Here is a 21,341-nt window from a genome sequence, read left to right as displayed (position 1 = left end):
TCAACCCTTCACGCTACCCATAGTTAAACCAGAAACCAAATAACGGGAGATACTAATGAACAAAATCAAAACCGGAACACTGACGATCAAAGCTCCTGCCGCATAAAGACCCCACTGTGTGGCCATGCTCGCTTGAAAAGAGCGAAGCCCCAATGGCAGTGTATAAAGATGTGGATCTTGCAGGACCACGGCCGCAATCACGTATTCACTCCAACTGCTTAAAAAACTAAATAGAGCTGTGATCACTAAAGCCGGTGAAGAGACGGGCAGAATGATTTTATAAAAAGTCATCCAGCGCGAGCAGCCGTCGAGCAAAGCCGCCTCTTCAAGTTCTTTAGGAACTGTGTCGTAGTAAGCCTTCATCTGCCACACGCAGAAAGGAAGAGCCGTTGAGGAATAGATAAGGAAAAGTCCCCAAAAGCTATCGATCAAACGCAGTTTTGAAAGAATGATATAGAAAGGAAGAATAAGCATTGTTGCAGGGAACATTTGGGTTGCCAGCAACGAAAAAAGCATCATGTTGCGACCGCGGAAGCGGTAGCGCGAAAGCGCATAGGCGCTGGTAGAAGCAAAGGCCACACCCAAAAGGGTCGTCATCGTTGCAACCAGCAAAGAATTGCGCATCCACAGTAGGAAATCAGTTTTCGTGAAAAGATCCACAAAGTTTTTCAACGTGGAGGTCGAGGTGATGATTTCCAAAGACTGAGATTGGAAAGCGTTATCGCCACGTAAAGAAACCGAAAGCACGTAAAGAATCGGATAGACTGAAAACATCGCGAAAATAAGAATGCTAAACCAAGCCAACGTTTTTTTAATCACTTGGTCTCCTTTCTGTATTGCCCAACCAAAGAGCCCAAGCTCCATACAGCAAGAATTAAGAAAATAAGAACCGAGACAGCGGCCGCATATCCGTAGCGATACAGATTGAATGCCGCTTTATAAACATAACTGACCAGGATATGAGTTTGATCTCCGGGTTCGCCCGCATTGCTGACAAGCCAAACTATATTCAAATTATTAAATGTCCAGATAGAACCCAATAAAGCCGCGGGCACCATCACGGGCATCAATAGCGGAAGAGTGATGTGGCGGAATCTTTGCCATGCATTGGCTTTATCTAAGTATGCGGCTTCATAAAGAGAGTGTGGAATGGACTGCAATCCTCCGAGTGCTACGATCATCATGAATGGGAATCCCAACCATACATTTGTGATGATACACGCGGTGAAGGCCGTGAAAGGTTGGCTTAACCACTGGACTGGAGACAGATGCAAGAACTGTTGCAGGAACTGATTGATCGGCCCGTACTCTTGATTAAACATTCCGCGCCACGTGAGAGCTGTGATGTATTGAGGAACCGCCCAAGGAATGATGAACAAAGTTCTCCAGAAACCTTTTGCGGGCATCACTTGATTGATAATAACTGCTAAGAAAACCCCAATCGTGACGTGGAAGAAGACATTCACGACGGTCCAGATAATAGTTTTTAAGAAGAGAGAATAGAACTTGGGATCGCTCAACGCACTCACGTAGTGTTGGATTCCTACGATCGACCAGTCTTGAAAGGTGCGAAGACTGAAGTTCGAAAAAGAAATCGCGATGTTATAGAAGAACGGATAGATGATAACGGCAAAAATTCCTACGAACGCCGGAAGCATCATGTAGTAAACGAATCTTTGCGGGCCTTTAAAGCCTTGAAAGAATCCCACAAAGGACTTACGCGACATCCAAGCAAGAGCCAAAACCAGAATAGCGATGATCGCTTTAATAACAAACGCAGAAGCATCGGGCTGCAAGATCTCGTTCATATCCGTGATCTGCGCTTCAGCAAGCTTTTGTGCCCCTTCAGCAGCTTGATCCGGAGTCAGTGAGTTCGCCAAAAGTTTTTGGTACTGGATACGTAAACTGTCCCACACGCCACGAATTTCGGGAACCACGGGCATCGGCGTTCCGACTTCCATGATCTCTGAAGACACTTCAAGAAGCGGATTATTTTTCACGGCCGGATTGTCACGAAGACTTAGGTTGGAGGGAAGAACTCCCACGCGCTCCATGAACATCAATTGCACTCGCTCTGAAGTCAGGTAGCGAAGAAGCTTTAGCGCGGCCTCTTCGTGTTCGCGAGTTTGCATATTCACGTTCAAAGAGTAACCTGCCGTTCCCACTAACGGACTTGGCCATTTCTTGGTTTCTGAAATCATGGGGATGCGAGCGATACCGAAATCCATTCCGGCATCTTTATAATCACCCCAAGACCAGTCGCCGTTAATAAGCATAGCGGCCTTGCCTTGTTTAAATAAGGCGTTCGCTGTTTCGTAATCACACTCCTTAGGAATGATTTTATGTTTATCGCGAAGTTGTAGAATGAATTCAAATGTCTTACGCAAAGCCGGAGTATTCAAGTTCGGTTTTGCATCGTCTGTCATGAAGGCTTCGCCGAAAGCGGGAATAAACGGCGCAAAGAAAAAGGGCTCGGTGTAGTTAAACACCAAACCATAGCGATCGATTTTACCGTCGCCGTTTAAATCCTTGGTGTGTTCCTTGCCGATGGCAATCAACTCATCCGAATTTTGCGGCGGTTTAGAAACTAATTTCTTGTTGTAGATAAGCATCAGATGATTACCGACGGCTCCACCAATCATGTAATGTTTGTCGCGGTAAAGGGGGATGGCTAAAGGATCAAACTGTTTGAAGTAATCGGGTTCAAGAACTTCATCCAATGGACGGATGATATTCATTGTGGCAAATGGACCGATCTGATCACTAGGACCGAAAACAAGTTCTGGACCCGAGCCGCCCATCGCGGCTGCCTGATAGCTAGAACGCAACTCTTCAGTCTCTCGATAGGTTTCTTGAACGACGATACCGGGGTTTTCTTTTTCGAATTCTCTTAAGGCATCAGACAAGACCACGCGGTGGCCATAGATCATTTGATGCCAAAGCTGAACACGCACTGGCTTTGCAGCCTCGGCGAAAGAGCATAAAAATAAAAGAAAAAGAAATGCGAACTTACCAAACTTCATTAATAATTCCGATTAGCATTATTCAGGAGTTGAAGAATCACCGTCGTGCGACCAGGAATTTGCACCAGTCTTTGTGAAGGCTGTAAAACAACTTGCGATAAAAGGGGATCGACCGCTTCATCAAACAACGGGTGAAGCTTCCAGTTGTAACGAAGTTTTGCGTTCGAGAATGTGCGTGCTTCACGAGAGGCATTGAAAAGAACCAACAAAGCTTCACGGTCGTTTCTCAAAAGCATCGCGATAAGGCCTGGCTCTGCCGATGTTTCGTTGTCAATGAAACTTAGGTGCTGAGCGATAGCTTCAGAAGTATTTAATTTAAATAAGGGGCTGCTTTGACGAACGCGCAAAAGACCCTTGAAGTATTCCTTTGTTCTTTGAATCTGAGCCGCTGAAACTTTCATTTCAGGCGCGACCAAACGTGGTTGCCAAAAAGCCCAGTCGTTGAGGTTTTTCCATGCCGGAGGAAGTCCCGCACCCCAATAGTTTGTCGTGCCTTTCCAGTCTATGCGATTGAAAAAGTCACCAGAATCATAGCTGTCTTGATCGCCATTTTTAGAGCGCAGCAACTCGGTGCCGGATTCAATGAAAGGCAAACCCTGGCCTAGCATAGGAATAGACAGCGCCAACTGGTGCATGCGACGACGTTCTTCGCTGCTTGCGATAGAAGGAGTGCGATTATAGTTATTAAAAGGCGCCTTGGCTTGAACGGCATCCCACAATCCATAACCGTCATGGGCTGACACGTAGTTGATTGTTTCTAAAGCCTCATTTGCAAACGCAACAGGAGCTCCACGGAATCTTAGATCGTTTGCGCGAATCATGTGACCTAAATGTTCTTTGAATTCAAATTCGGCGATATTTCCTGCGAGGCCGACTTTAATAACGTCACCCAAGTGAAGAAGTTTGCCTCTTTGATCTTCAAGATAGATCGGCGTATTGCGATTTGCAGGTTCTTCGTTAAAGTCGAAATAAAGACCGGTAGCGAAACCTTGATCGGATTTTTCCGCAGACGAAGTCGTTCCGCCACGAACGGCGTCACGCAGACGATCGTTGAAGAAGCCGTACTCTGTGCCGTAGGAGTTTTCAATTGTCATTGCTTCTTTGGGGTTCGAGTCAAAGAAGGAGCCAAAGCTCCAGCCTTCACCGTAAAGAAGAATCTTAGATCCGTCGACACCATCATTTTGCAAAGTCAAACTACGAACTGCATCGCGAATTCGAGCCATTGTGCTGCGCGAATGAAAGGACATTAAATCAAAGCGGAAGCCATCCAGTTTATAAGTGCGCGCCCAGTGAAGTACGCTGTCGATCATCAGCTTTTCCATCATACGATGTTCGCTGGCCGTATCGTTGCAACAAGAGCTTTTAAAAGTTCGGCCTTCTTCATCGACACGGTAGTAATAAAGAGGCACGATTTTATCGAAGACCGAATAAGTTTCCGCGCCACCTTGATAGGTGTGGTTTAAAACGACGTCTTGAACTACACGCAAACCCAGATTGTTAATTGCCGCGACCATTTCGCGAACTTCTTTTACACGGGCAGCACCATCGGCATCGACGGCGTAACTTCCTTCGGGCGTCAGATAGTGAACTGGATCATAGCCCCAGTTGAAAGGGTCTGAGGTTCTCATCCCGCCAATAAGGCTTTGAGGCTCTTGCAGATTCGAACTAGGTCCTTGGTAGTTATCCCACTCATCCTTTTTTTCATTCACGCTGCCAAAATCATTGAAGGGCAGAAGGTGAACGTGGGTTAAACCCGCATCCGACAATTCTTTTAAATGTTGAACTCCGGCTGCGCGTTCAAAAGTAAATGCTAAATACGTTCCGCGATAATCCGGAGAAATGCTGGTTTCATTCGCGCTGAAATCTCGCAGATGCAGTTCATAAATGACGGCGTCGTTCAGTGAGTTGAGCGCCGGCTTTTGCAAAGAATTCCATCCGTTCGGAGTTGTGTCTGAAGAAGTCAGACTTACGAGCTGTGATTTTTCGCCATTAACTGAAAGACTTTTACTGTATGGATCTGTGACCAGGAAGGTTTCAATCTTATTTGTTAAAGGTTGAAAAGCGGTGACTTCGTAAAGGTAGTAATAATTTTCGTAACTACGTGAAAGAGGAAAATGCCACACCCCTTGTTCAACGCGAGTTCCATCGAAAATGGCAACGGGTGTTTCATCCGCGCTAGAGCGGAAAAGGTGAAGGCGTACGTCTTGCGCGGTGGGTGCCCATAGCTTTAAGTCACAGTTGGATTCGCAGTTGGCTCCTAAATCGTCGCCCTCGTAAAAGTAAGATGAATCCAAAAGACCCGCATACTGCACGCTTGTAGAATCTAGAAGTGTACGACTGTTAGCGGTGATCACAACTTTCAACGGCTTTCTAATCAAGCTGTCGATATCCGATTTTTTGATGTGTGCCGTGCTCAGCCAAGCATAGGCCCCTTGAACAGAAATAACCGGAAGATGAACGGGAGTGTTTTGTACTAACGGCAAAGAGCCATCGACAAAATAGAATTGAGTGCTAGCACTGACATAAAAACCTGGAGGAAGTTTGAGCTTCAATTGAGTTGCATCAATCCACTTGGCGCGCGCATCGCCAGCAATAGCGGGTAAGCAATAGAAGAAAACTAAGCATAGAAAACTCCAAGACTTTTTGCGCAAGCATCCCCCTTAAGTAAAAGCTTCAGTCTCTCTGCGTAATGTGTAGTCAGGCGCAGACTTTATGGGTAAGCCTCAGCTTTTTCAAGAGGTGAGGGTGAAAAGTATTAAGTGGTTCTTAATTTGTATGTTGTCTTCGTCCGTGAGTTTCGCCATGAACGCGGATTTTATCGGTTACTTACGCGGCGGAACCGGAGTGAATTTCGAAGGGGGAAAACAAGATTGTTTTTTCAATTCCGGAATCCCTGGTAATTTCCTACGCTTAGGTAATGAGTGCGGGTTCTATTCTGAACTTGCGATGGTGTTCCACCACAAAAAACCTGAGGAACAAGACTCGGTATTTTTTAGAACGCAGGTCCGTTTGATGTTCAATTCCAAAGGGACACGTCAGTGGGAAGCTGCGGCAAATAGGGACATGAGTCAAATCGAAGCCTTTGTTACGGCAGGTGGATTTACCGATATTCCGGGAGAATTCTGGGTCGGAAAGCGCTTCTATCGTGATGTCGATTTGTACATTTTTGACTGGTACTACTACGCCGACATGAGCGGTGTGGGCGCGGGGATCGATAATATCCCGGTGGACGCGGGCGGAAAGTTCGCGATTGCTCACTTGATTCAAGCCAATGACGATCTTTCAGCAACCACGGCGGGCCGTCCCGTTTTGCAAGCGGTGGATCTTCGTTGGAAAACCATTCCAGTGTTCGCTGAACAAAATTTAAACTTGTGGGGCGTTTATGCTTGGGCCCAGGCAAGTTCTGATGGAACAACGTCTTACATCGACACGAACGGGTATTCGTTGGCAGCACGCCTGAATGGTTCTGTGCTTGATGGAAATAACAACACCACTATCTTGTACGGTAAAGGGGCGATGAAAGATTTAAATATCTACGCAAGCAGTGCTGTGCCCTCAACAGACGACAGTCAGAACAAAGCTTGGACGTTACGTTTAGTGGAAGATTGGAATCACGACGTGACAGATCGTTGGGCGGTGATGTTTGGTTTTGCAGCGGAAATTGGTGACAACGGTAAAGATGAAAACAATCACCGTGAATGGCAAGAGATCGGCATTCGTCCGATATATTTTGTCTCGGATCGCTTTCAATGGGTTTTTGAAACGGGTTATTCTCGTTTCAAAGACGAATCAGAAGTCGATGGAGGCGGAAATCCTGTAGGCGTGCGCGAGTTGAGTCGAGTGTCTTTGGCTCCGCAGCTATCCTTTAGCAAAACCATTTGGGGACGTCCGGTGATGAGAGCTTTCGTCAGCCACTCTATGTGGTCGAGCTCGAATAAAGAAATCATCGGCGGATCTAATTCGGCTTTCAAAGATAAAACCGCCGGAACAAGTTTCGGTTATCAGTTTGAAGCTTGGTTCTAATAAAAAAGGCGTCTTGATAAGACGCCTTTTTTTATTTTAGATCCGTTCGATCTAAAATATATTTAAGTAAAGTGTCGCGAGTGATCCCTCGCTCTTGCAAAGGCTCTTGGCTTTCGATCAGGGCCTTTTCTTTCACCCAGGATTTGATGCTGCTCACAGTGGATTTAGACCTTGGCGTGAAACCTTGTACTAAATCCAAACACAATCCGCGAGCGGCCCCTTCGTTCGGGGAATAATCTCTGACAATGAGATAGCTGTTACGACGCCATTCACTTTGGATGTTGAGGCTTGGATAAACGCGGTTTTTTATTTCGGCCCAGACGTCACAGTATTCGCTGTTGGTCATTTCGGGCTTCATGCGATAAGTATAAATCTTCACGACTTCTAAAATCCAATCCGCCGCTTCTGGAGCTAATTCTCGTACGAGCTCTTTTTTTAGACCTTTGAATTTCAAGTTACTGATACGTAGTTTTTCGTCGTAAAGAGATTGTGGCACAAGACCCGGAAACTTATTGATGTTTTGCTTCTGCCAAACTTGGGTGGCTTCGTAGTCTACGCAATTGGCAAAGAAACTGACCGGAGAGCGTCCTACGATGCTTTGATAATAGCTTTGGCGACATGAATTTTTAATGGCCTCTTTTTGTTCGTGAGAGAATGAAACTCCGGCGTCCACTTGTTTTTGGTACTGGGTTTTCAACGTGGGTTGTGAGCACGCAGCATTCGAAGTAAATTCCAATCCGTCAAAAACCAAAAGCTTAATGAGGTTGTATTTATCTGGTGATGCTTTTTTAAGAAGTGCCGGATTAAAACGATATGCCGTCACACTTTCAGCAAAGTCTTCAAAGGGATTTGTTTCGCCGTAGCGAGAAACAAAGGGGTGACCTTGTTGTGCCTTTCTTTTTTGCGCTTCAAACTCTCCATTCGTATTTTCTTTCCAATTGCTGAGCGCCAACCAGGCGTTAGATCTGTCGTAATCCGAAAAGTGGTTGTCCGAATAGTTGTGAGCGACCTCGTGATAAAGTGTGTACTGGCGCATGATAGAAGATTGACGTGACCAACTGTCAAAGAGTTCGATGGAGGCATTGGCTAATACCGTATCACCGTCACTGCCGTAAGCGGCCCGGGTGTAGCCGCGCTTGAATTTGATGAGCTGTTTATTCGGCTGAAACGGTATTTGCTCGGGACGAATCAATTCAAAAACTCGAATGACATCGGCAATCTCGGTAGAGCTAAAGGCATCTGCATTTTTGAAAGAGTAGCGAGATGTATTCACATCGAATTGCTCCATCAAATACATCATTTGCGGACCTACGGCGGCGCCGAAGATTTTTTGAGCGGCGCACATCGCTTTTTTACATTCAGGGTTGACGTTGAAAGCTTCCTGAAAGTTTTTGGGAGTTCCTTCGATGGATTGATCTCGGGCAGGAGATAAAAGCTTCGCTAAGGCGAGCACAAGCTCGGGGCGTTCATCCTCAAGAAGAATCCCACCGATGTAGACGTGGCCACCTTCATATCCAGGGCCCATAGGCTTTTTTGCATAATAATTTAGAATGTCTTTTGTTGCCGTCGGAAGCTTTGCGCGACAAGTGGCATTTTCAACTTGGGTGGCATTGGCGGCCCACCAGTTCATTTCTTCCGCCGCCGGAATACGTTCTTCACTAAGGTGTAACGGCACTAGGGTGTCGTAGGAAACTTGCGGCTGGACTTTGGTCTGAAAGTGAGTGCACGAGGCAAGAAGAAGACCGGTTGTTAAGATTAAGGGCAAGAATTTCAAGCTGCACTCCTCGATAAGTCTAAAGACTTCTTCTCGGAGTTTTCTTAGATACCGTGAGACTCAAAATGAGATTTTAAGACTAGAAACTTTCGAAAGTTCCTTTTTCTCTATTCTTACGAACATGAGGAACCGTGAACACCTGGTTGTGGAATGAAATATAAAAACCAGGCTGCATGAGCTTAGCGGTAAGCAAGGCTTCAGTAACATTTTGAGCGGCATCGCTATCTTCAAAACCCATTGGAATCATCGCGCCGGTGAAAACTACTGGCACTGCGGGCGTCCCTAGCACTTGATAGCAATGTTCGGCGGTGACACTCATTGTGTCCGTTCCATGCAGAACAACGATAGGACATCCGCGTTGCATTTGATCTTTTATCGTCGCAGAGATCAAAGCGCGATCCGCGTCCGTCATATATAAAGAATCTTTGCTTAAAAGTGGATAGACCATGATGTTCGTGTAGGGAAGACGCATCTTCGAAAGAATACGGTTGCGGATACTTGTTCCGCGATTCTCAAGTGAGCCATCGAACTCGTTGTAAGTTTTTTCGATAGTTCCACCGGTAGTGATGATAACGACGTCTTGAATTGCATTTCCCATGGATCTGGATCCTATGCTAAGATTTTTAAAACAGCAAGGATCGGCATTGGGCTCATTGATTTCTCATCTGACACTGACGCAGCAAAAAGAACTTTTGGCAGACCTCAACTATCTGAATATGCAAGAGATAAAGAAGTTCTGTCGTTTGCATGGTCTTCCTTTAAACATCCATGCAGAGTATAAAAAAGGCGAGGTTCAAAAAACAAATGAGCTGGATCGAAAGGGAGTCGTGTTAGATCGTGTCCGCCAGTATTTGAAAACGGGAAAGGTTCCGGGGCCTTCCATTATTGGCCATAAAATGATCGCTGAAAAGTTTCCCGCAAAAATTGACGGAAAGACCCCGTTGCTATTTGGCTTGTACAAAAATCGCGATGCCAAAGTTCTAAAGGCTCTTCAGGAAATCACGAACGGAAAATTCCGTTTCGGTGCGCTGGCGCAAGAGCTGTCTCGAGAAATTTGGATTCAAGGCAAAAAGACAAACTTCGCTGCTTTCGCGAAACTGTGGCTTCAAGAGATGGAAAATCCCGAGAAAGTTCACCCCGAGTGGGCGTTCCTGACGGACTTATCTGCGGGCACGGCTGGAAAGGACTGGAAAGCCGTTCGTATAAAAAAGGCAAAATCGGTCATGGCGGAATTAAGTAAAATTCCAGCGCCTACCAAATATTGATGATCTCGTATTCGCGCACTTGATCGCCGTTTTCGACAACGGCGATATCTCCTTTGCGAAGATCCTGAAGTGCTTCTCCTAACGGACTGCTGGGTGTAACAATCTGAACTGTGCGTCCCTCAAACTGAACATTCACTCCGCCACCTTTGACGACGATAAAGAAGAAACTGTGTTTGCCATTGAATTCAACTTCGACCAGGGCGGTAGAGTTGATTTTATCATTGGGGCCGAAGGTTTTGACGTCCAAATGTTTAAGAATAACTAAAAGCTCTTCAATCTCAGAGATTCTTTTTGCTTGAGCTCCTGCAAGATAAGAAGCTTCCAAACCACGAGTGTCGTATTCATTTTCAGGCTTGCTTTCTTCGTGAGTGGCGGCTTCATAAGTGGCCAGCGCGGCCTGTTTGGCAACGGACAAATCGTTTTCAAGCTGTGTACGAATGGCTTCTACCAATTTCTTTTTATCCAAAACAGACCCCTTGTAGATCAGTATGACGGTTTGTCACAAACAGGGCAACCGCCTTTTAGAATGAGGAGCCCGGCTGCTTGAGAAACTCAAGCTCTTCCGGAGTTGAAATGCGGCCAAGAGCCTTATTCCGGTGCGGGTAGCGGCCGTAGGTTTCAATGATTTTTTTATGCATCAATTCGAACTTAAGACCGTTCTCTAAACCTTTCTGTGAAAAAAGTTTTACAGCTTCCTCGTGAGTCTTGAGGTCTTCACTGTGCATGTAGGGCATGTAAAAGAAATGTCGTTGCACGATCGGAAGGCGTTGATCGTCACCCACTCTTACAGCCTCTTTTGCTAGGTGTAATGCCAGCTCATCTTGGGCAAATGCTCGTGAAGAGTCGCGAAAAAGATTTCTGGAAAATTGATCAAGGACTATGATTTCTGCCAGTCGTCCTTCAGGGGTGCCTCGCCAGGCTTGAGTTTTTCCGGCGACGGCATCTTCAAACACATCATAAAAGCGACGGCGAATTTGCTGATCAAATAGATCGTCTTTCATAAACCACAGACTGGGATCAATTTCTTCGAACCAAAAATCGATGATCGCTTGATAATTCATGATCTCAGTCTAAGGGAAGGGGGAGGGGATGTCAAAATAGGGAGGGCCCGGCGGGGAGCCGAGCCCTAGGGAAGAGGGATTAGTGAGCTGAGTTCGCGGAGGATGTGTCCTCACCCACTTTTTTAGAGCCGATCAGCTTTTCAAAAAAGCCACCGGATTTAGACTGAATTTCGATGCTGCGAGGTTTCGCAGCAGCTGCTTTAGGTAAATACATATTGAGTACGCCATCTTCGTAGTTCGCCTCGATTTTTTCGACGTCTACGGTTTTTGGCAAAGTGAATCTCTTTGTGAAAGATTCCGCGCTATTGCCGCGTTTTCTTTCGCCCGAGATACTTAGAACGTTGTCGTTCAACTCAATTTTAAGATCTTCTTTTTTAATTCCAGGCAAATCGACACCTAATAAGTAATGATCTTCTGTTTCAGAGACTTCAAACGCAGGTGTGAAACGACGCTCAGAATTCGTGTTTGCCGGAGCAGCAAAGCTTTCAAACATGCGCTCCACTTCGTCAAAAAGATCTGTGGCAAAAGGTCTGCGATTTGTCATATAGGGTGTGAGTGTTCTCATAAATACCTCCTTTAAGAGTCTTTGAGTTCTTACATTTCAAACATGGGATTGGAGATTTTCTTGTCAAGGCAAGGAAAGTCCTTAAAATAAAAATCCTAGCGCCCCTGTGTTCGAAAAAAAATTTGTCAAGGTGCTGGCTTTAGGTCAGAAGGAGTTTTTTTAAATGAAAATCGCCGTTGCTGGAGCCAGTGGATTTGTGGGGAAAGCTCTCATTAAGGAGCTTAAAAAAAATCACGAAGTTATTGCTCTGAGCCGTTCTTCAAAGAAAGCAAAATCAGATAGCGAAGTCGAATGGCGCGCTTGTGATCTTTTTAGCTTATTAGACGCGGAAAAAGCTTTAAAGGATGTGGACGTCGCTGTTTATTTAGTTCACTCCATGCGTCCTTCCGCCCATCTGACTCAAGGAACATTTGATGATTTTGATTTGATTGTCGCGGATAACTTCGTGCGTGCCGCAGAAAAGAATCATGTAAAACAGATCATTTATCTTGGAGGTATGCGACCCGACAATGCACCCGATTTGTCGCGACATTTAAGAAGCCGTTGGGAGGTGGAAGAGGTTTTTAAAAACAGCACCATTCCGGCTACGGTCTTGCGTGCAGCCATTATTCTTGGGCCCGAGGGATCTTCTTTTCAGATCATGGCGCGCCTAGTGTCTCGATTGCCGATGATGATCTGTCCGTCATGGACGAATACTTTAAGTCAGCCAGTCGCACTTAAGGATGTGGTTCAAAGCATTCTTTATTGTGCGGAAAATGGTGATACTTATAATAAAGTTTTTGATATTGGTGGGACTGCCATCAGCTATCGCGATATGATGGCTAAAATTGCTGATCAAATGGGATTGAAGCGTTCACTGTTTCGTTTTCCATTGCTGACTCCCCAAATTTCGACATTGTGGGTGTGCTTGATTACTCAGGCTCCTTGGTCCTTGGTGTCACCTTTAGTTAAGGGGCTTCGAATAGATTTACTAATTGATCCGAAGCGAGCCCTGCACATTCCAAATCACCAGTTTGCTGATGTCGATACGGCTTTAAAAGAAGCACTGGTTGACTATGACCCTCATAAAAAGCCTTTGGCTTTCAAAGGAACAGAAGTAGGCAAACATGTCGTTCGTTCTGTTCAGCGTTTGCCTTTGCCCCCAGGAAAAACGGCAGAAGCGGTCGCACATGCTTACTTAGATTTTTTACCGACGTTACCCGCATTTCTAAAAGTGGATGTTGAAGGTCGTTGGGTGTATTTTCGCTGGCGCTTTCCAGATACCAAGCTTTTAGTTTTGGAGTATGCGCCCGAAAGAAGTTGGTCTCACCGTCAGCTTTTTTATGTGCGCGGGGGATTATTAGCTGCAAAAACTGAACGGGGACGGTTGGAGTTCAGAGAGATTCTAGGTGGCAAGGCTGTGATCGCGGCTATTCATGACTTTGTGCCGCGCATGCCTTGGTATGTGTATCGCTGGACGCAAGCTTACTTTCACCTATGGGTGATGAAGCAGTTTGGCCGTTATTTAAAGCGCAACAAAACACAACGCCCGAGCAAACGTCAAATTCCGCGTCCTTCGTAAACTTCTCCAAGCTCGCGACCGCGTGCGGGGAAGAGGGCTTTGACTTTCTCAAAAACCCAAGACAGTCCCGCGGATGCCCATATGATCAGGACGGCATCAAAAGGAACCCGAAATCTGTTTTCAGATTTGAAGAACCACACCGTGAAAAATAACGTCAACATCAGAAGAGCGGCTATTTTTGAATAGTCGTCGTTCTTTCTTGCATAAGCCAGGGCCCCTATCACGGTAAGAGGAAGAAGAAAGAAATGAAAGAACTCCTCCCAATCAAGGAAAAGCGAACGCATCGGCGTTTCCCCCACAGGCCATAACATGTTTCCTGCAAATAAATAGTAAACAAAGCGAAAACTTTCCGCGAGGACCGCTGGGTTTTCCTGCACACATTTGAAACCTTCATTCCAAAAGTATTTCTGATCGGTGAACGGACGAGGCCATTGTTTGAAAGTTCTTTCGCCGGTCACGGTGAATAGTGGCGACATCCAACGACTGCCTTGAGAGTCTTGATTGTCTTTAGAGGGACATTTTCCCTCGACGAAATTTAATGCCCCTGCTGTTGGTCCTAGATACGCTTTACCGTAATGCGCTTTCGTCCAAATTAGGTGAGGAATGGCAATAAGCAGGCACCCTAACCCCAGCGCAAAAACTTTAGAGATTCCTTGGCGTAAATTCTTTCGATCACGGAAGATCAACCATAATGAAAACGCTGGTAAAAAGAAGGCGTGATTACCCTTAAAATAAAAAGCCGTCATTAAAAGGAAGCCGACGATAAAGTAGCCGCTCCCTTTTTCATTCTTTAATGCTTTTAATATAAACCAAAGGGAAAGCGTGATCAGAAACGCATACGCATTTTCCGCAAGATGCAGTGAGGCCATGGCTGCTTGGGGAATATGAATTGCCGCAAAGAAAAGACTGATGAATCCCGCCAATCTTCCGAAGCGCTCGCGCACCATGAGATAGATCAATACAACGATACCCCAAGACAGAAACACTTGAGTCCAATTGAAAAGTTCAAAGCCCCCTAAGTCACGAATCCATTGCGACCATAAAGTAAAGCCAATGGGTTGAAAAAGTTGGGCGGCATTAAATGAGTTTCGTGAAATCTCCCAGGCCCTCTGAAAATAGGCTGACATATCAGAAAAAAGGCTGAGCTCGGGCGGATATGTGATGAATACAAACCAGAAGCGAAGGATGAATGCTCCACACAGCGCGAACACCACGGCCATGCGCTCAGAACTATCGTCTGCCGGAATAAGAGCGTAAAGCAAAACACCCAAGCTCAAAATAAAAAAGACCAATCCACCGGCAAGTTTAGGTTCTGACCAGTCTTTATCTAAAATCACGCCGTGAAGGTCGCCACGCGTGCTCCCCGCGATATGCCATTCCGTTTTGCTGGACAAAAAAGTCGCCGTCTTTGTTAAGGGAAGACCTTTTTTGTTGTCACAGATTTTCGATAGTTCCGTGGGTAGGGTCCAATCACCTTTTGTTGTCGTTAAAGAATGAACACAGTTGCGTGTTCGAAGAATGAGTTTGTCTAAGGCAATAGTTCTTGCTGGGGTCGTAAAGCTGAGCCAGTAAAGCCCTTCAGGAGTTCCACGATGATTCAAAGTGGAAGGAGCTTTGTTGTATAGCTTCATGTCGGGTTGAATGAAATTCGCATTGTAAGGACGAGGTGAAAGATAAAAAAACCACGCTAGTCCCAAAACCATGCCGGTTATGCCAATGAATGAAAGAAGATGTGTGCGTTTTATCATGAGTGGGCAAGGGTTTAACCGCGCCGTGGACTCATTCTCAAGTTACGAAAGGTTTAGTGAACAAGTCGTAATAATGACCCGCTATGCAACGTCACCAATATACAATACGGAAGCGTATAACAGAAAAGAACGCCCCAGGGTTTCGTATTGTGAAACAAGTGCAAACCGGTAATTACGAAAAGCAAGGGAGCAAAAGCGGCCAAACTTAGTGGAACAGCAAAATTAATGATAAGGAAAATGCCAAAGATAATTTCAATGAGCTTTACAGAGGGCATGATGAATTTTGTTTCGATACAGGCTAAGACGAACTGATCTATTACCGGGCTTGCCGGTGGAATTTTTATCCAGTGAAAGAATCCGTTCAGTCCCCAAAAGACCATCTGCATAGCAAAAGCCCATCGAACGGCGATCTCAAAGTATTCACTCATATATGTGATCTTATATGAATTTTAATCCGGGGCAACCCTGTGATTCTTACCACTGGACTTCGCCAACACTCCCCCGGAAGTTGCGCCCTTTGATAGCTTGAAAGCAACGAGAGGAGCTTGCATGGACATGGATCTCGCAAAATTCGATAAAGAGATCGTCAATAACGAAGCCTATGATCATTTAGCGGAGCGCTGGTATGAGGCGCAAGATGATCCCATCGCTTTACTGCGTAACCAACACAAAGTGGAAATGCCTTGGATATTGGAAGAAATTCGTCGCAACATCGGTTATCGCGCCGAGATCTTGGATATGGGTTGCGGAGCTGGCTTTCTTTCTAATGACTTGGCTCTGGCAGGGCATTCCGTGCAAGGCATTGATCTCTCGACATCCAGTCTGAAGGTGGCGGCGGACCGCGACGTCACTCACACCGTCCGTTACCAACAAGGAGACGTGTATTCGGTGCCTTTTGCGAAGGAAAGTTTCGATGTCGTCTGTGCAATGGACCTTCTTGAACACGTGTCGGACCCGCAGCGAGTGATCGCGGAAGCGACCCGCGTACTGCGTCCGGGGGGGCTCTTCTTTTTTAATACGTTCGCAAAGAATCCCTTGGCATGGCTGGTGGTTATTAAGGGCATGGAGTGGTTTGTAAAGAACACACCAAAGGACTATCACGTGTATTCTTTATTTATCGACCCAGAACAAATGAGGGAGTGGGCAGATGAAAGCGGGTTGGAAGTTATGCAAATTCGCGGAATACGTCCCGTCTTCGCGCAGAAAGCGATGCTTGAGCTTATTCGCACGGGTGTTGTCCCGAAAGATTTTCGTTTCAAATTTACAAAGCTCCCGCTTATCGCTTACACGGGATACGCCAAGAAGATGCGTGAGCATTAAAGACTTCTTAATTTCAAAAAAGAAACTTGTGACACTTTGACACGAAGTTTATAGGTGTCGCATGAACGTTTCGGGATTTTTGCGATATACCAGTCTTATGCTGGTGGGCCTGATGGCGGGAAGCTCTTTTGCTTTTGTGCTGGGAATGGGGCCCGCCATGGAGAAACTCTCTGCAGCTGCGTATATCGAGCTTCATCAAAATTTGGATCCCGCATTCACGGCGTGGAATCCATTTCTTTATTTTCTGGTGACCCTCATCATCGCTGCTAATCTGTATTTGATTCGTCACGACTGGAAGTCTTTAGAGTTTCTTTTAGTTTTGTTTGCGCTGATTTGCGTGCTTGACGAGTTATTGATGACTTGGACGGGGAATTTACCTTTAAACCGCGCGGTTCATTCGTGGCAGATGCTCGCACCTCCGTCGGATTGGGTGGAGGTGCGTTCACAGTGGCTGAGGTTTATGTATATTCGTTGCGCTTTACTCGTTTCAGGCTTTGGACTGCTTCTGGCATCCAGCTTCTTTATGAAACGGTCTCTGTCTTCCCAGCCAAGTGTCTTTGTTGTCTCTTCGGAATGGCAGAGGTCGCCTCTTTAGTTCCGGTCTTTTTTAGCACATTCTCCTTTAAGAACTTCGGCAAATCTGTCTTACCAGTTAAAGAATAGTCCTCCATAATCAAGGCTTTAGCTTCTTCTGCAGGCCATTGAAGTTCATCTTTCAGATAGACGTAAGCGGACTCAAACAAACTGAGCTGAGAAATACCAAAAGACTGCGCATATCGTTGCGTAAGAAACGTATTAAATTCAAAGAACTGCCAGAAAAAGGATTTGTCTTCTCGAGCCTGCGCTTTCTCGCGAAGGACATTGACGAAGTTTTTAAAGCTTCCGCTGTTAGCATAAAGATCCCAGTACTTGGCGAAACGATTCATCACCTGCAAAGTATCGAAGTTCATACTTTTTGTACGTAGGATTTGGAAGGGAGGGTGGTCCGCATAGACCATTTGCCACTCTTTATCGTGACGGGCAATCGGAGCTCCCTTTAAGCGTTTTAAAATACCTACCTGAATTTCATGAGGTCTTAAAGAGGCTAGAATATCAAAACCTTTTGCGAAGCTTTCAAGGTCTTCCCCAGGTAGCCCCGCGATGAGATCCGCGTGCGTGTGAACGCCTGTTTCTTCCGCCAGAAAGCGGAAATTGTCTTTTACTTTTTCATAGTCATTGCGACGGCTTACTAAGCGGGCGACTTCAGGATTCCAAGTTTGAATACCGATCTCAAACTGAAGTGCTCCTGGAGGAAATTTTTTAATAAGGTCGCGGATTTCTAATGGCAGACGATCTGGCACCATTTCAAAGTGCAAGAACAAGCCTAAATCAATGCGATCCAAAAAGAATTGCAGAATCGTCGTACAAGTCGTGGGGCTTAAATTGAACGTGCGGTCAATGAACTTAAATTGACGAGCGCCACGATCTAAAAGCTTTTGCATCTCCGAAAGAAAATCTGTCAGTTCAAAACTGCGCACGGCTTTGTCGAGAGAAGAAAGGCAGTATTCGCACCGATAAGGACAACCGCGTGAAACTTCCACATAGATCACGCGGTTCTGAATATCCTCGTCAGTGTAGAGTTCATATGGGGATTTGATCTTTTTGATATCTGGAAGAGCACCAGAGATGAATTTTGTCTCTGGCAGAATTCCATTATCTAAAGCGTTTTTGCAGAACTCATAGAAAAGAAAGTCCGCTTCACCCTTGATGGTGAAGTCCGCAATCTGACAGATTTTCTGAGATTCTGATTCGTGACTGACTTCGGGTCCACCCAGAACCACGATGGTGTCGGGGCTGATTCGTTTCAACAACGAGACAAGCTCTAAAGATTCTTGGGCGTTCCAGATATAAACGCCAAGGCCGATGATCTTCGCATTTTGACGCAGCAATGCCTCGGCGATATCGCGTGGATCTTTTTGAATGGTGAACTCCATGATCTGTGCACGGTCTTGCAGATCACCCAGATTCGCCATCAAGTAGCGCAAACCAAAGGAACTATGGGGGTAACTTGAGTTCAGTGTAACCAACAAAATGTCTTTATTCATAGGGCGCACCTTACTGCATGTTGAAAAAATAAGCGAATTGTCTTTGCCAACCTGAGGACAAATTCGATACGATTACGTGACGGTAATTTATTTTTCAAAGGATTGAATTATGAAAACTGCCACGATGGCACTTTTATTCGTCGCAGCGACGGCCTCGGCCCATGTTGCGCCTCTTGAAAGCTTCGAAACCAAGCCTATCCTCGCAGATCTGAAAGACCTAAGAGCTTTGAACATCCCGGTTTTAGCCAAGGATGAGCGTATTGAGGTGGGTTATGCGATTGTTACTCCTCTCATGCAGCAAAGAATTCAAGAGCGTGCTCACCAGGTGGGTAAGTGCGGTGGCTTTGAAGATCTTAGCCAGGATGTGATGTTGCATTCCAAAGGCTTTGATAAAATGTTGCAAAGCTTGGCCGACATTCAGGAAAAAAATGAGCTTTACGAACGTGCTCCTTTCAAAATTCTTTCACTGACTAAAGACGCAAGGATTGAAGCCGCATTGACGGAAGTCAGCGAAAGCAACCTTCGCAGTTATGTGACATGGCTTTCTTCTTTTCCGAACAGAAATAATCGGGATCCTCAGCCGAACCGCCACGTCGATGAAATGAAGCAGCGTTTGGAAGCGATGCTAGGAAATGCGACCATCCCTTATGAGATCTCCATCATCGGTCACACTTCGACAAAACAAAATTCAATTCGTGTGCGTTTGCCTGGTTCTGAAAGACCGAACGAGATCGTTGTTCTTGGTGGACATCTTGATTCAATCAATCAATCGTGGGGCGGAGATAAAGCCGCTCCTGGAGCTGACGACAATGCTTCTGGTTCGGCGAATTTGATCGAAGCCTTACGTATTTTGATGAATAAAGAACAGTCTAAGCGCACCGTCGAAATCTTCTGGTATGCGGGCGAAGAGTCTGGCCTTTTGGGATCAGCAGAGATTGCAAAACAATATAAAGCTGAAAAGAAAGACGTCGTGGCCGTTCTTCAACTGGACATGACCTTATTCCCAGGCTCGGGCGAACTTGTAATTGGAAGTATGACGGATTTCACAAGTGCTTGGCTTCGCGATTATCTAAAGGCGATGAACGAAACTTATCTGCATGCGCGCGTGGTTGACGACAAGTGTGGATATGGTTGCAGTGACCATGCTTCTTGGAATCGTCAAGGGTATCCAGCATTGATGCCATTTGAGGCGACGTTTAGAAATAGCAACCAGAACATCCACACGGCAAAGGATGTAATTTCTCCTGCCTCCAACTTTAAGCATTCAGCTGTATATACGAAAATTGCTTTGGTGATGGCGATGGATTTGGCGAATAGCCAAGCTCGCCAACCTTACTAAACTATTCAAAAATCGAAAATGGCTTAAAGGCACAAGGGTTTTCCTTTGTGCCTTTAATATTTTTCCAGCCGCTTAATGCTGTTTTTCACTTCTTCGACAGTATCATCATAATGATCGTCTTTGCGACCCAGAAGGTAAAGGCTGTGCTTCCAATAACCTGCCTTGGGCCCTAGCAAAGTGATTGTCCCGTTATTCACTTCGTCCAAGAGATAAGGCACGGGCATGAAGCCTACTCCGGCGCCATCCACGATGGCTCTTCCAACAACAGAGATGATATCGCTTTCAAGAACTACTTTTTTTCGCCCTTTGATCTCTTGAAAGTAGAGATCTGTTTCGTGGCGTAGTTTCATTTTGTAAGAGGGAATAATCAGTCCCCAGGGAACGGCATTTAAAAAATCCAGCGCAGAAGTGTTTCTTGAAATGCGGATTTTCATGTCTTTCAAATTTTTACTTGAGACCATTAAATTGACGGGCATGTTTGCGGACGCAAGTTCTTTCACATCTTCAGCGTAAATAGGTTTATTTGTTAAAACCAAATCTATTTCTTCACTGCGCAATTGATTCACTAAAATTTCAGAGGGGGCTGAGCTGACGAAAAAAGTTTTTTCAATATTTCGTCTTTTTTCTCGAATCAAAGGGCTTAACAGGTCTGCGATAAATGGACGCTCGACCTGATCAGTGACACCAATGCGAATTTTCTGACTTTGTTTTTCCGTCGGCGAGCGCAGACTTTCAGCAAACTCGTTGGCGATGTCGAATATCTTTTTTGAATAAGCGTAAGCTTTTTCTCCTTCAGGAGTGAGCTGTAAGTTGCGACCTTTTTTTTCGAATAACTTTTGATCAATGGCAGATTCAAACACTTTTAACTGAGAACTCAGGGAAGGCTGACTGATATGTAAGTACTTAGCAGCGTTACTGACGCCACCCAGACGAGCTGTTACATAAAAGTAATAAAGATGGTTGTAGTTGAACATAAAACTGGACCCCCGGATGACAACGATTTCTTGGCGCCGTTTTGGAACTGGTTTTACGACGTGCCTCTGTAAGTGTTGAAACTCCCTCAAATATCCATTTTGCAGTACTGCAAATATATAGTTTTAAACTAACTAAGTCATCCAAATTATATATTTAAAGAAATCATGGTTGTTAGCGATAATAAAGGCAGAAGGAGGTAGATATGCAAACAGACATCTACTACAGAGACATCACTAAGACTGAAAACCTAGAAGCTTATTTGTTGGAAAAGGTGGAAGGTACAGTCGAAGACTTCTTTAAATACGATAGTGGTGCTCATCTCACAGTGCGAGTGGAAACAGATCGACATCGATCGCAGACTCGTAAGCCCAGCTATATCTGTGAGGTCATCCTTAAAGCCTCTTACATCCGTAACGTCATAAAAGTACGTAAAACAGATGAGAACTTTAAGCGATGTGTAGCTAACACCGTAGACGCTTTGAAAGTAATCTTAAGTAAACAGTCCTCTTTGAAATCTCAGCACCGTCGTCGTGACCCGGCTTTGAACTATCAGCCGGAATCATGGGAAGACGGTGTGGCTTAATGGAAATTTGAACTGAGACA

19 protein-coding genes are annotated in these 21,341 nt (G+C 45.4%); 7 read left to right on the top strand and 12 right to left on the bottom strand.

Annotated features, from left to right (window positions below):
* From ACLWBD_RS16230 to ACLWBD_RS16220, 3 genes are read right to left on the bottom strand one after another with little or no spacing between them, the layout of a single operon-like run.
* Complete coding sequence (locus ACLWBD_RS16230; protein ID WP_063205384.1) at positions 1 to 819, bottom strand: sugar ABC transporter permease; 819 nt, start codon at positions 817 to 819, stop codon at positions 1 to 3.
* Positions 816 to 3,023: an extracellular solute-binding protein gene (locus tag ACLWBD_RS16225; protein WP_413569000.1), complete on the bottom strand. Its 2,208-nt coding sequence runs from the start codon at positions 3,021 to 3,023 to the stop codon at positions 816 to 818. The genes ACLWBD_RS16230 and ACLWBD_RS16225 overlap by 4 nt, the downstream gene beginning before the upstream one ends.
* Positions 3,023 to 5,674: an alpha-1,6-glucosidase domain-containing protein gene (locus ACLWBD_RS16220; RefSeq protein ID WP_081112138.1), complete on the bottom strand. Its 2,652-nt coding sequence runs from the start codon at positions 5,672 to 5,674 to the stop codon at positions 3,023 to 3,025. Before ACLWBD_RS16220 ends, ACLWBD_RS16225 begins: the two co-directional genes overlap by 1 nt.
* Before the next feature lie 94 nt (positions 5,675 to 5,768).
* Here ACLWBD_RS16220 and ACLWBD_RS16215 point away from each other — a divergent pair, with 94 nt between their 5' ends.
* Positions 5,769 to 7,046 (top strand): carbohydrate porin, encoded by a 1,278-nt coding sequence (locus tag ACLWBD_RS16215; RefSeq protein WP_253696497.1) that lies wholly within the window; start codon positions 5,769 to 5,771, stop codon positions 7,044 to 7,046.
* Positions 7,047 to 7,077: 31 nt separating this feature from the next.
* On the opposite strand, the gene ACLWBD_RS16210 is transcribed toward ACLWBD_RS16215, so the two are convergent.
* Both ACLWBD_RS16210 and ACLWBD_RS16205 read right to left on the bottom strand, forming a co-directional pair.
* On the bottom strand, positions 7,078 to 8,820 hold the full coding sequence (locus ACLWBD_RS16210; RefSeq protein WP_413568999.1) for a hypothetical protein: 1,743 nt from the start codon (positions 8,818 to 8,820) through the stop codon (positions 7,078 to 7,080).
* A 79-nt stretch (positions 8,821 to 8,899) separates the two neighbouring features.
* On the bottom strand, positions 8,900 to 9,418 hold the full coding sequence (locus ACLWBD_RS16205; RefSeq protein WP_063205381.1) for an asparaginase domain-containing protein: 519 nt from the start codon (positions 9,416 to 9,418) through the stop codon (positions 8,900 to 8,902).
* Here ACLWBD_RS16205 and ACLWBD_RS16200 point away from each other — a divergent pair.
* Positions 9,417 to 10,085 (top strand): hypothetical protein, encoded by a 669-nt coding sequence (locus ACLWBD_RS16200; protein WP_413568998.1) that lies wholly within the window; start codon positions 9,417 to 9,419, stop codon positions 10,083 to 10,085. The two genes, ACLWBD_RS16205 and ACLWBD_RS16200, sit on opposite strands and share 2 nt — an antisense overlap.
* Here ACLWBD_RS16200 and ACLWBD_RS16195 read toward each other — a convergent pair.
* The 3 genes from ACLWBD_RS16195 to ACLWBD_RS16185 form a co-directional block, all read right to left on the bottom strand.
* Positions 10,072 to 10,551, bottom strand: coding sequence for a hypothetical protein (locus ACLWBD_RS16195; RefSeq protein ID WP_413568997.1), 480 nt, complete (start codon positions 10,549 to 10,551; stop codon positions 10,072 to 10,074). The genes ACLWBD_RS16200 and ACLWBD_RS16195 overlap by 14 nt on opposite strands.
* Before the next feature lie 55 nt (positions 10,552 to 10,606).
* Entirely contained in the window at positions 10,607 to 11,146 is a 540-nt protein-coding gene (locus tag ACLWBD_RS16190; protein WP_063205378.1) for a DUF924 family protein, read from the bottom strand.
* Positions 11,147 to 11,225: 79 nt separating this feature from the next.
* Positions 11,226 to 11,711 carry an Hsp20/alpha crystallin family protein gene (locus ACLWBD_RS16185; RefSeq protein WP_063205377.1) on the bottom strand — a complete coding sequence of 162 codons (486 nt, stop codon included), beginning with the start codon at positions 11,709 to 11,711 and terminating at the stop codon, positions 11,226 to 11,228.
* A gap of 163 nt (positions 11,712 to 11,874) precedes the next feature.
* Between ACLWBD_RS16185 and ACLWBD_RS16180 the strand changes: the two genes are divergently transcribed.
* Entirely contained in the window at positions 11,875 to 13,272 is a 1,398-nt protein-coding gene (locus tag ACLWBD_RS16180) for an NAD(P)H-binding protein (RefSeq protein WP_063205376.1), read from the top strand.
* On the opposite strand, the gene ACLWBD_RS16175 is transcribed toward ACLWBD_RS16180, so the two are convergent.
* Both ACLWBD_RS16175 and ACLWBD_RS16170 read right to left on the bottom strand, forming a co-directional pair.
* The gene (locus tag ACLWBD_RS16175; protein ID WP_413568995.1) at positions 13,251 to 15,020 is read right to left on the bottom strand and encodes a glycosyltransferase family 39 protein; all 1,770 of its coding nucleotides are present in this window, start codon (positions 15,018 to 15,020) and stop codon (positions 13,251 to 13,253) included. The two genes, ACLWBD_RS16180 and ACLWBD_RS16175, sit on opposite strands and share 22 nt — an antisense overlap.
* Positions 15,021 to 15,073: 53 nt before the next feature.
* Positions 15,074 to 15,448, bottom strand: a complete 375-nt coding sequence (locus ACLWBD_RS16170; protein ID WP_063205374.1) for a hypothetical protein — start codon at positions 15,446 to 15,448, stop codon at positions 15,074 to 15,076.
* 121 nt (positions 15,449 to 15,569) lie between these two features.
* Here ACLWBD_RS16170 and ubiG point away from each other — a divergent pair, with 121 nt between their 5' ends.
* Both ubiG and ACLWBD_RS16160 read left to right on the top strand, forming a co-directional pair.
* On the top strand, positions 15,570 to 16,340 hold the full coding sequence (ubiG, locus tag ACLWBD_RS16165; protein ID WP_253696494.1) for a bifunctional 2-polyprenyl-6-hydroxyphenol methylase/3-demethylubiquinol 3-O-methyltransferase UbiG: 771 nt from the start codon (positions 15,570 to 15,572) through the stop codon (positions 16,338 to 16,340).
* A gap of 61 nt (positions 16,341 to 16,401) precedes the next feature.
* A complete protein-coding gene (locus ACLWBD_RS16160; RefSeq protein ID WP_413568992.1) occupies positions 16,402 to 16,935 on the top strand; it encodes an anthrone oxygenase family protein in 534 nt (177 codons plus the stop codon).
* Here the strand turns inward: ACLWBD_RS16160 and ACLWBD_RS16155 are convergent.
* The gene (locus ACLWBD_RS16155; RefSeq protein ID WP_063205373.1) at positions 16,862 to 18,424 is read right to left on the bottom strand and encodes a B12-binding domain-containing radical SAM protein; all 1,563 of its coding nucleotides are present in this window, start codon (positions 18,422 to 18,424) and stop codon (positions 16,862 to 16,864) included. The two genes, ACLWBD_RS16160 and ACLWBD_RS16155, sit on opposite strands and share 74 nt — an antisense overlap.
* A gap of 109 nt (positions 18,425 to 18,533) precedes the next feature.
* On the opposite strand from ACLWBD_RS16155, the gene ACLWBD_RS16150 reads away from it, so the two are divergent.
* Entirely contained in the window at positions 18,534 to 19,763 is a 1,230-nt protein-coding gene (locus ACLWBD_RS16150; protein ID WP_413568990.1) for a M20/M25/M40 family metallo-hydrolase, read from the top strand.
* Positions 19,764 to 19,816: 53 nt separating this feature from the next.
* On the opposite strand, the gene ACLWBD_RS16145 is transcribed toward ACLWBD_RS16150, so the two are convergent.
* Positions 19,817 to 20,737 carry a LysR family transcriptional regulator gene (locus ACLWBD_RS16145; RefSeq protein WP_063205371.1) on the bottom strand — a complete coding sequence of 307 codons (921 nt, stop codon included), beginning with the start codon at positions 20,735 to 20,737 and terminating at the stop codon, positions 19,817 to 19,819.
* Positions 20,738 to 20,940: 203 nt separating this feature from the next.
* Between ACLWBD_RS16145 and ACLWBD_RS16140 the strand changes: the two genes are divergently transcribed.
* Positions 20,941 to 21,321 (top strand): HPF/RaiA family ribosome-associated protein, encoded by a 381-nt coding sequence (locus ACLWBD_RS16140; protein ID WP_063205370.1) that lies wholly within the window; start codon positions 20,941 to 20,943, stop codon positions 21,319 to 21,321.
* Positions 21,322 to 21,341: the final 20 nt, after the last annotated feature.

Origin of the sequence: Bdellovibrio sp. HCB117, assembly GCF_047305915.1 — a bacterium.
Taxonomy (GTDB): Bacteria; Bdellovibrionota; Bdellovibrionia; order Bdellovibrionales; family Bdellovibrionaceae; genus Bdellovibrio; species Bdellovibrio bacteriovorus_B.
This window is presented reverse-complemented; position numbering and strand designations above follow the sequence as displayed.

Bases quoted from the DNA above. Each gene is read 5' to 3' on its own strand.
- ACLWBD_RS16140 (WP_063205370.1), top strand. From the start codon at position 20,941: ATGCAAACAGACATCTACTACAGAGACATCACTAAGACTGAAAACCTA.
- ACLWBD_RS16205 (WP_063205381.1), bottom strand. From the start codon at position 9,418: ATGGGAAATGCAATTCAAGACGTCGTTATCATCACTACCGGTGGAACT.
- ACLWBD_RS16150 (WP_413568990.1), top strand. From the start codon at position 18,534: ATGAAAACTGCCACGATGGCACTTTTATTCGTCGCAGCGACGGCCTCG.
- ACLWBD_RS16160 (WP_413568992.1), top strand. From the start codon at position 16,402: ATGAACGTTTCGGGATTTTTGCGATATACCAGTCTTATGCTGGTGGGC.
- ACLWBD_RS16190 (WP_063205378.1), bottom strand. From the start codon at position 11,146: ATGAATTATCAAGCGATCATCGATTTTTGGTTCGAAGAAATTGATCCC.
- ACLWBD_RS16145 (WP_063205371.1), bottom strand. From the start codon at position 20,737: ATGTTCAACTACAACCATCTTTATTACTTTTATGTAACAGCTCGTCTG.
- ACLWBD_RS16200 (WP_413568998.1), top strand. From the start codon at position 9,417: ATGGATCTGGATCCTATGCTAAGATTTTTAAAACAGCAAGGATCGGCA.
- ACLWBD_RS16180 (WP_063205376.1), top strand. From the start codon at position 11,875: ATGAAAATCGCCGTTGCTGGAGCCAGTGGATTTGTGGGGAAAGCTCTC.
- ACLWBD_RS16155 (WP_063205373.1), bottom strand. From the start codon at position 18,424: ATGAATAAAGACATTTTGTTGGTTACACTGAACTCAAGTTACCCCCAT.
- ACLWBD_RS16225 (WP_413569000.1), bottom strand. From the start codon at position 3,023: ATGAAGTTTGGTAAGTTCGCATTTCTTTTTCTTTTATTTTTATGCTCT.
- ACLWBD_RS16185 (WP_063205377.1), bottom strand. From the start codon at position 11,711: ATGAGAACACTCACACCCTATATGACAAATCGCAGACCTTTTGCCACA.
- ACLWBD_RS16175 (WP_413568995.1), bottom strand. From the start codon at position 15,020: ATGATAAAACGCACACATCTTCTTTCATTCATTGGCATAACCGGCATG.
- ubiG (WP_253696494.1), top strand. From the start codon at position 15,570: ATGGACATGGATCTCGCAAAATTCGATAAAGAGATCGTCAATAACGAA.
- ACLWBD_RS16170 (WP_063205374.1), bottom strand. From the start codon at position 15,448: ATGAGTGAATACTTTGAGATCGCCGTTCGATGGGCTTTTGCTATGCAG.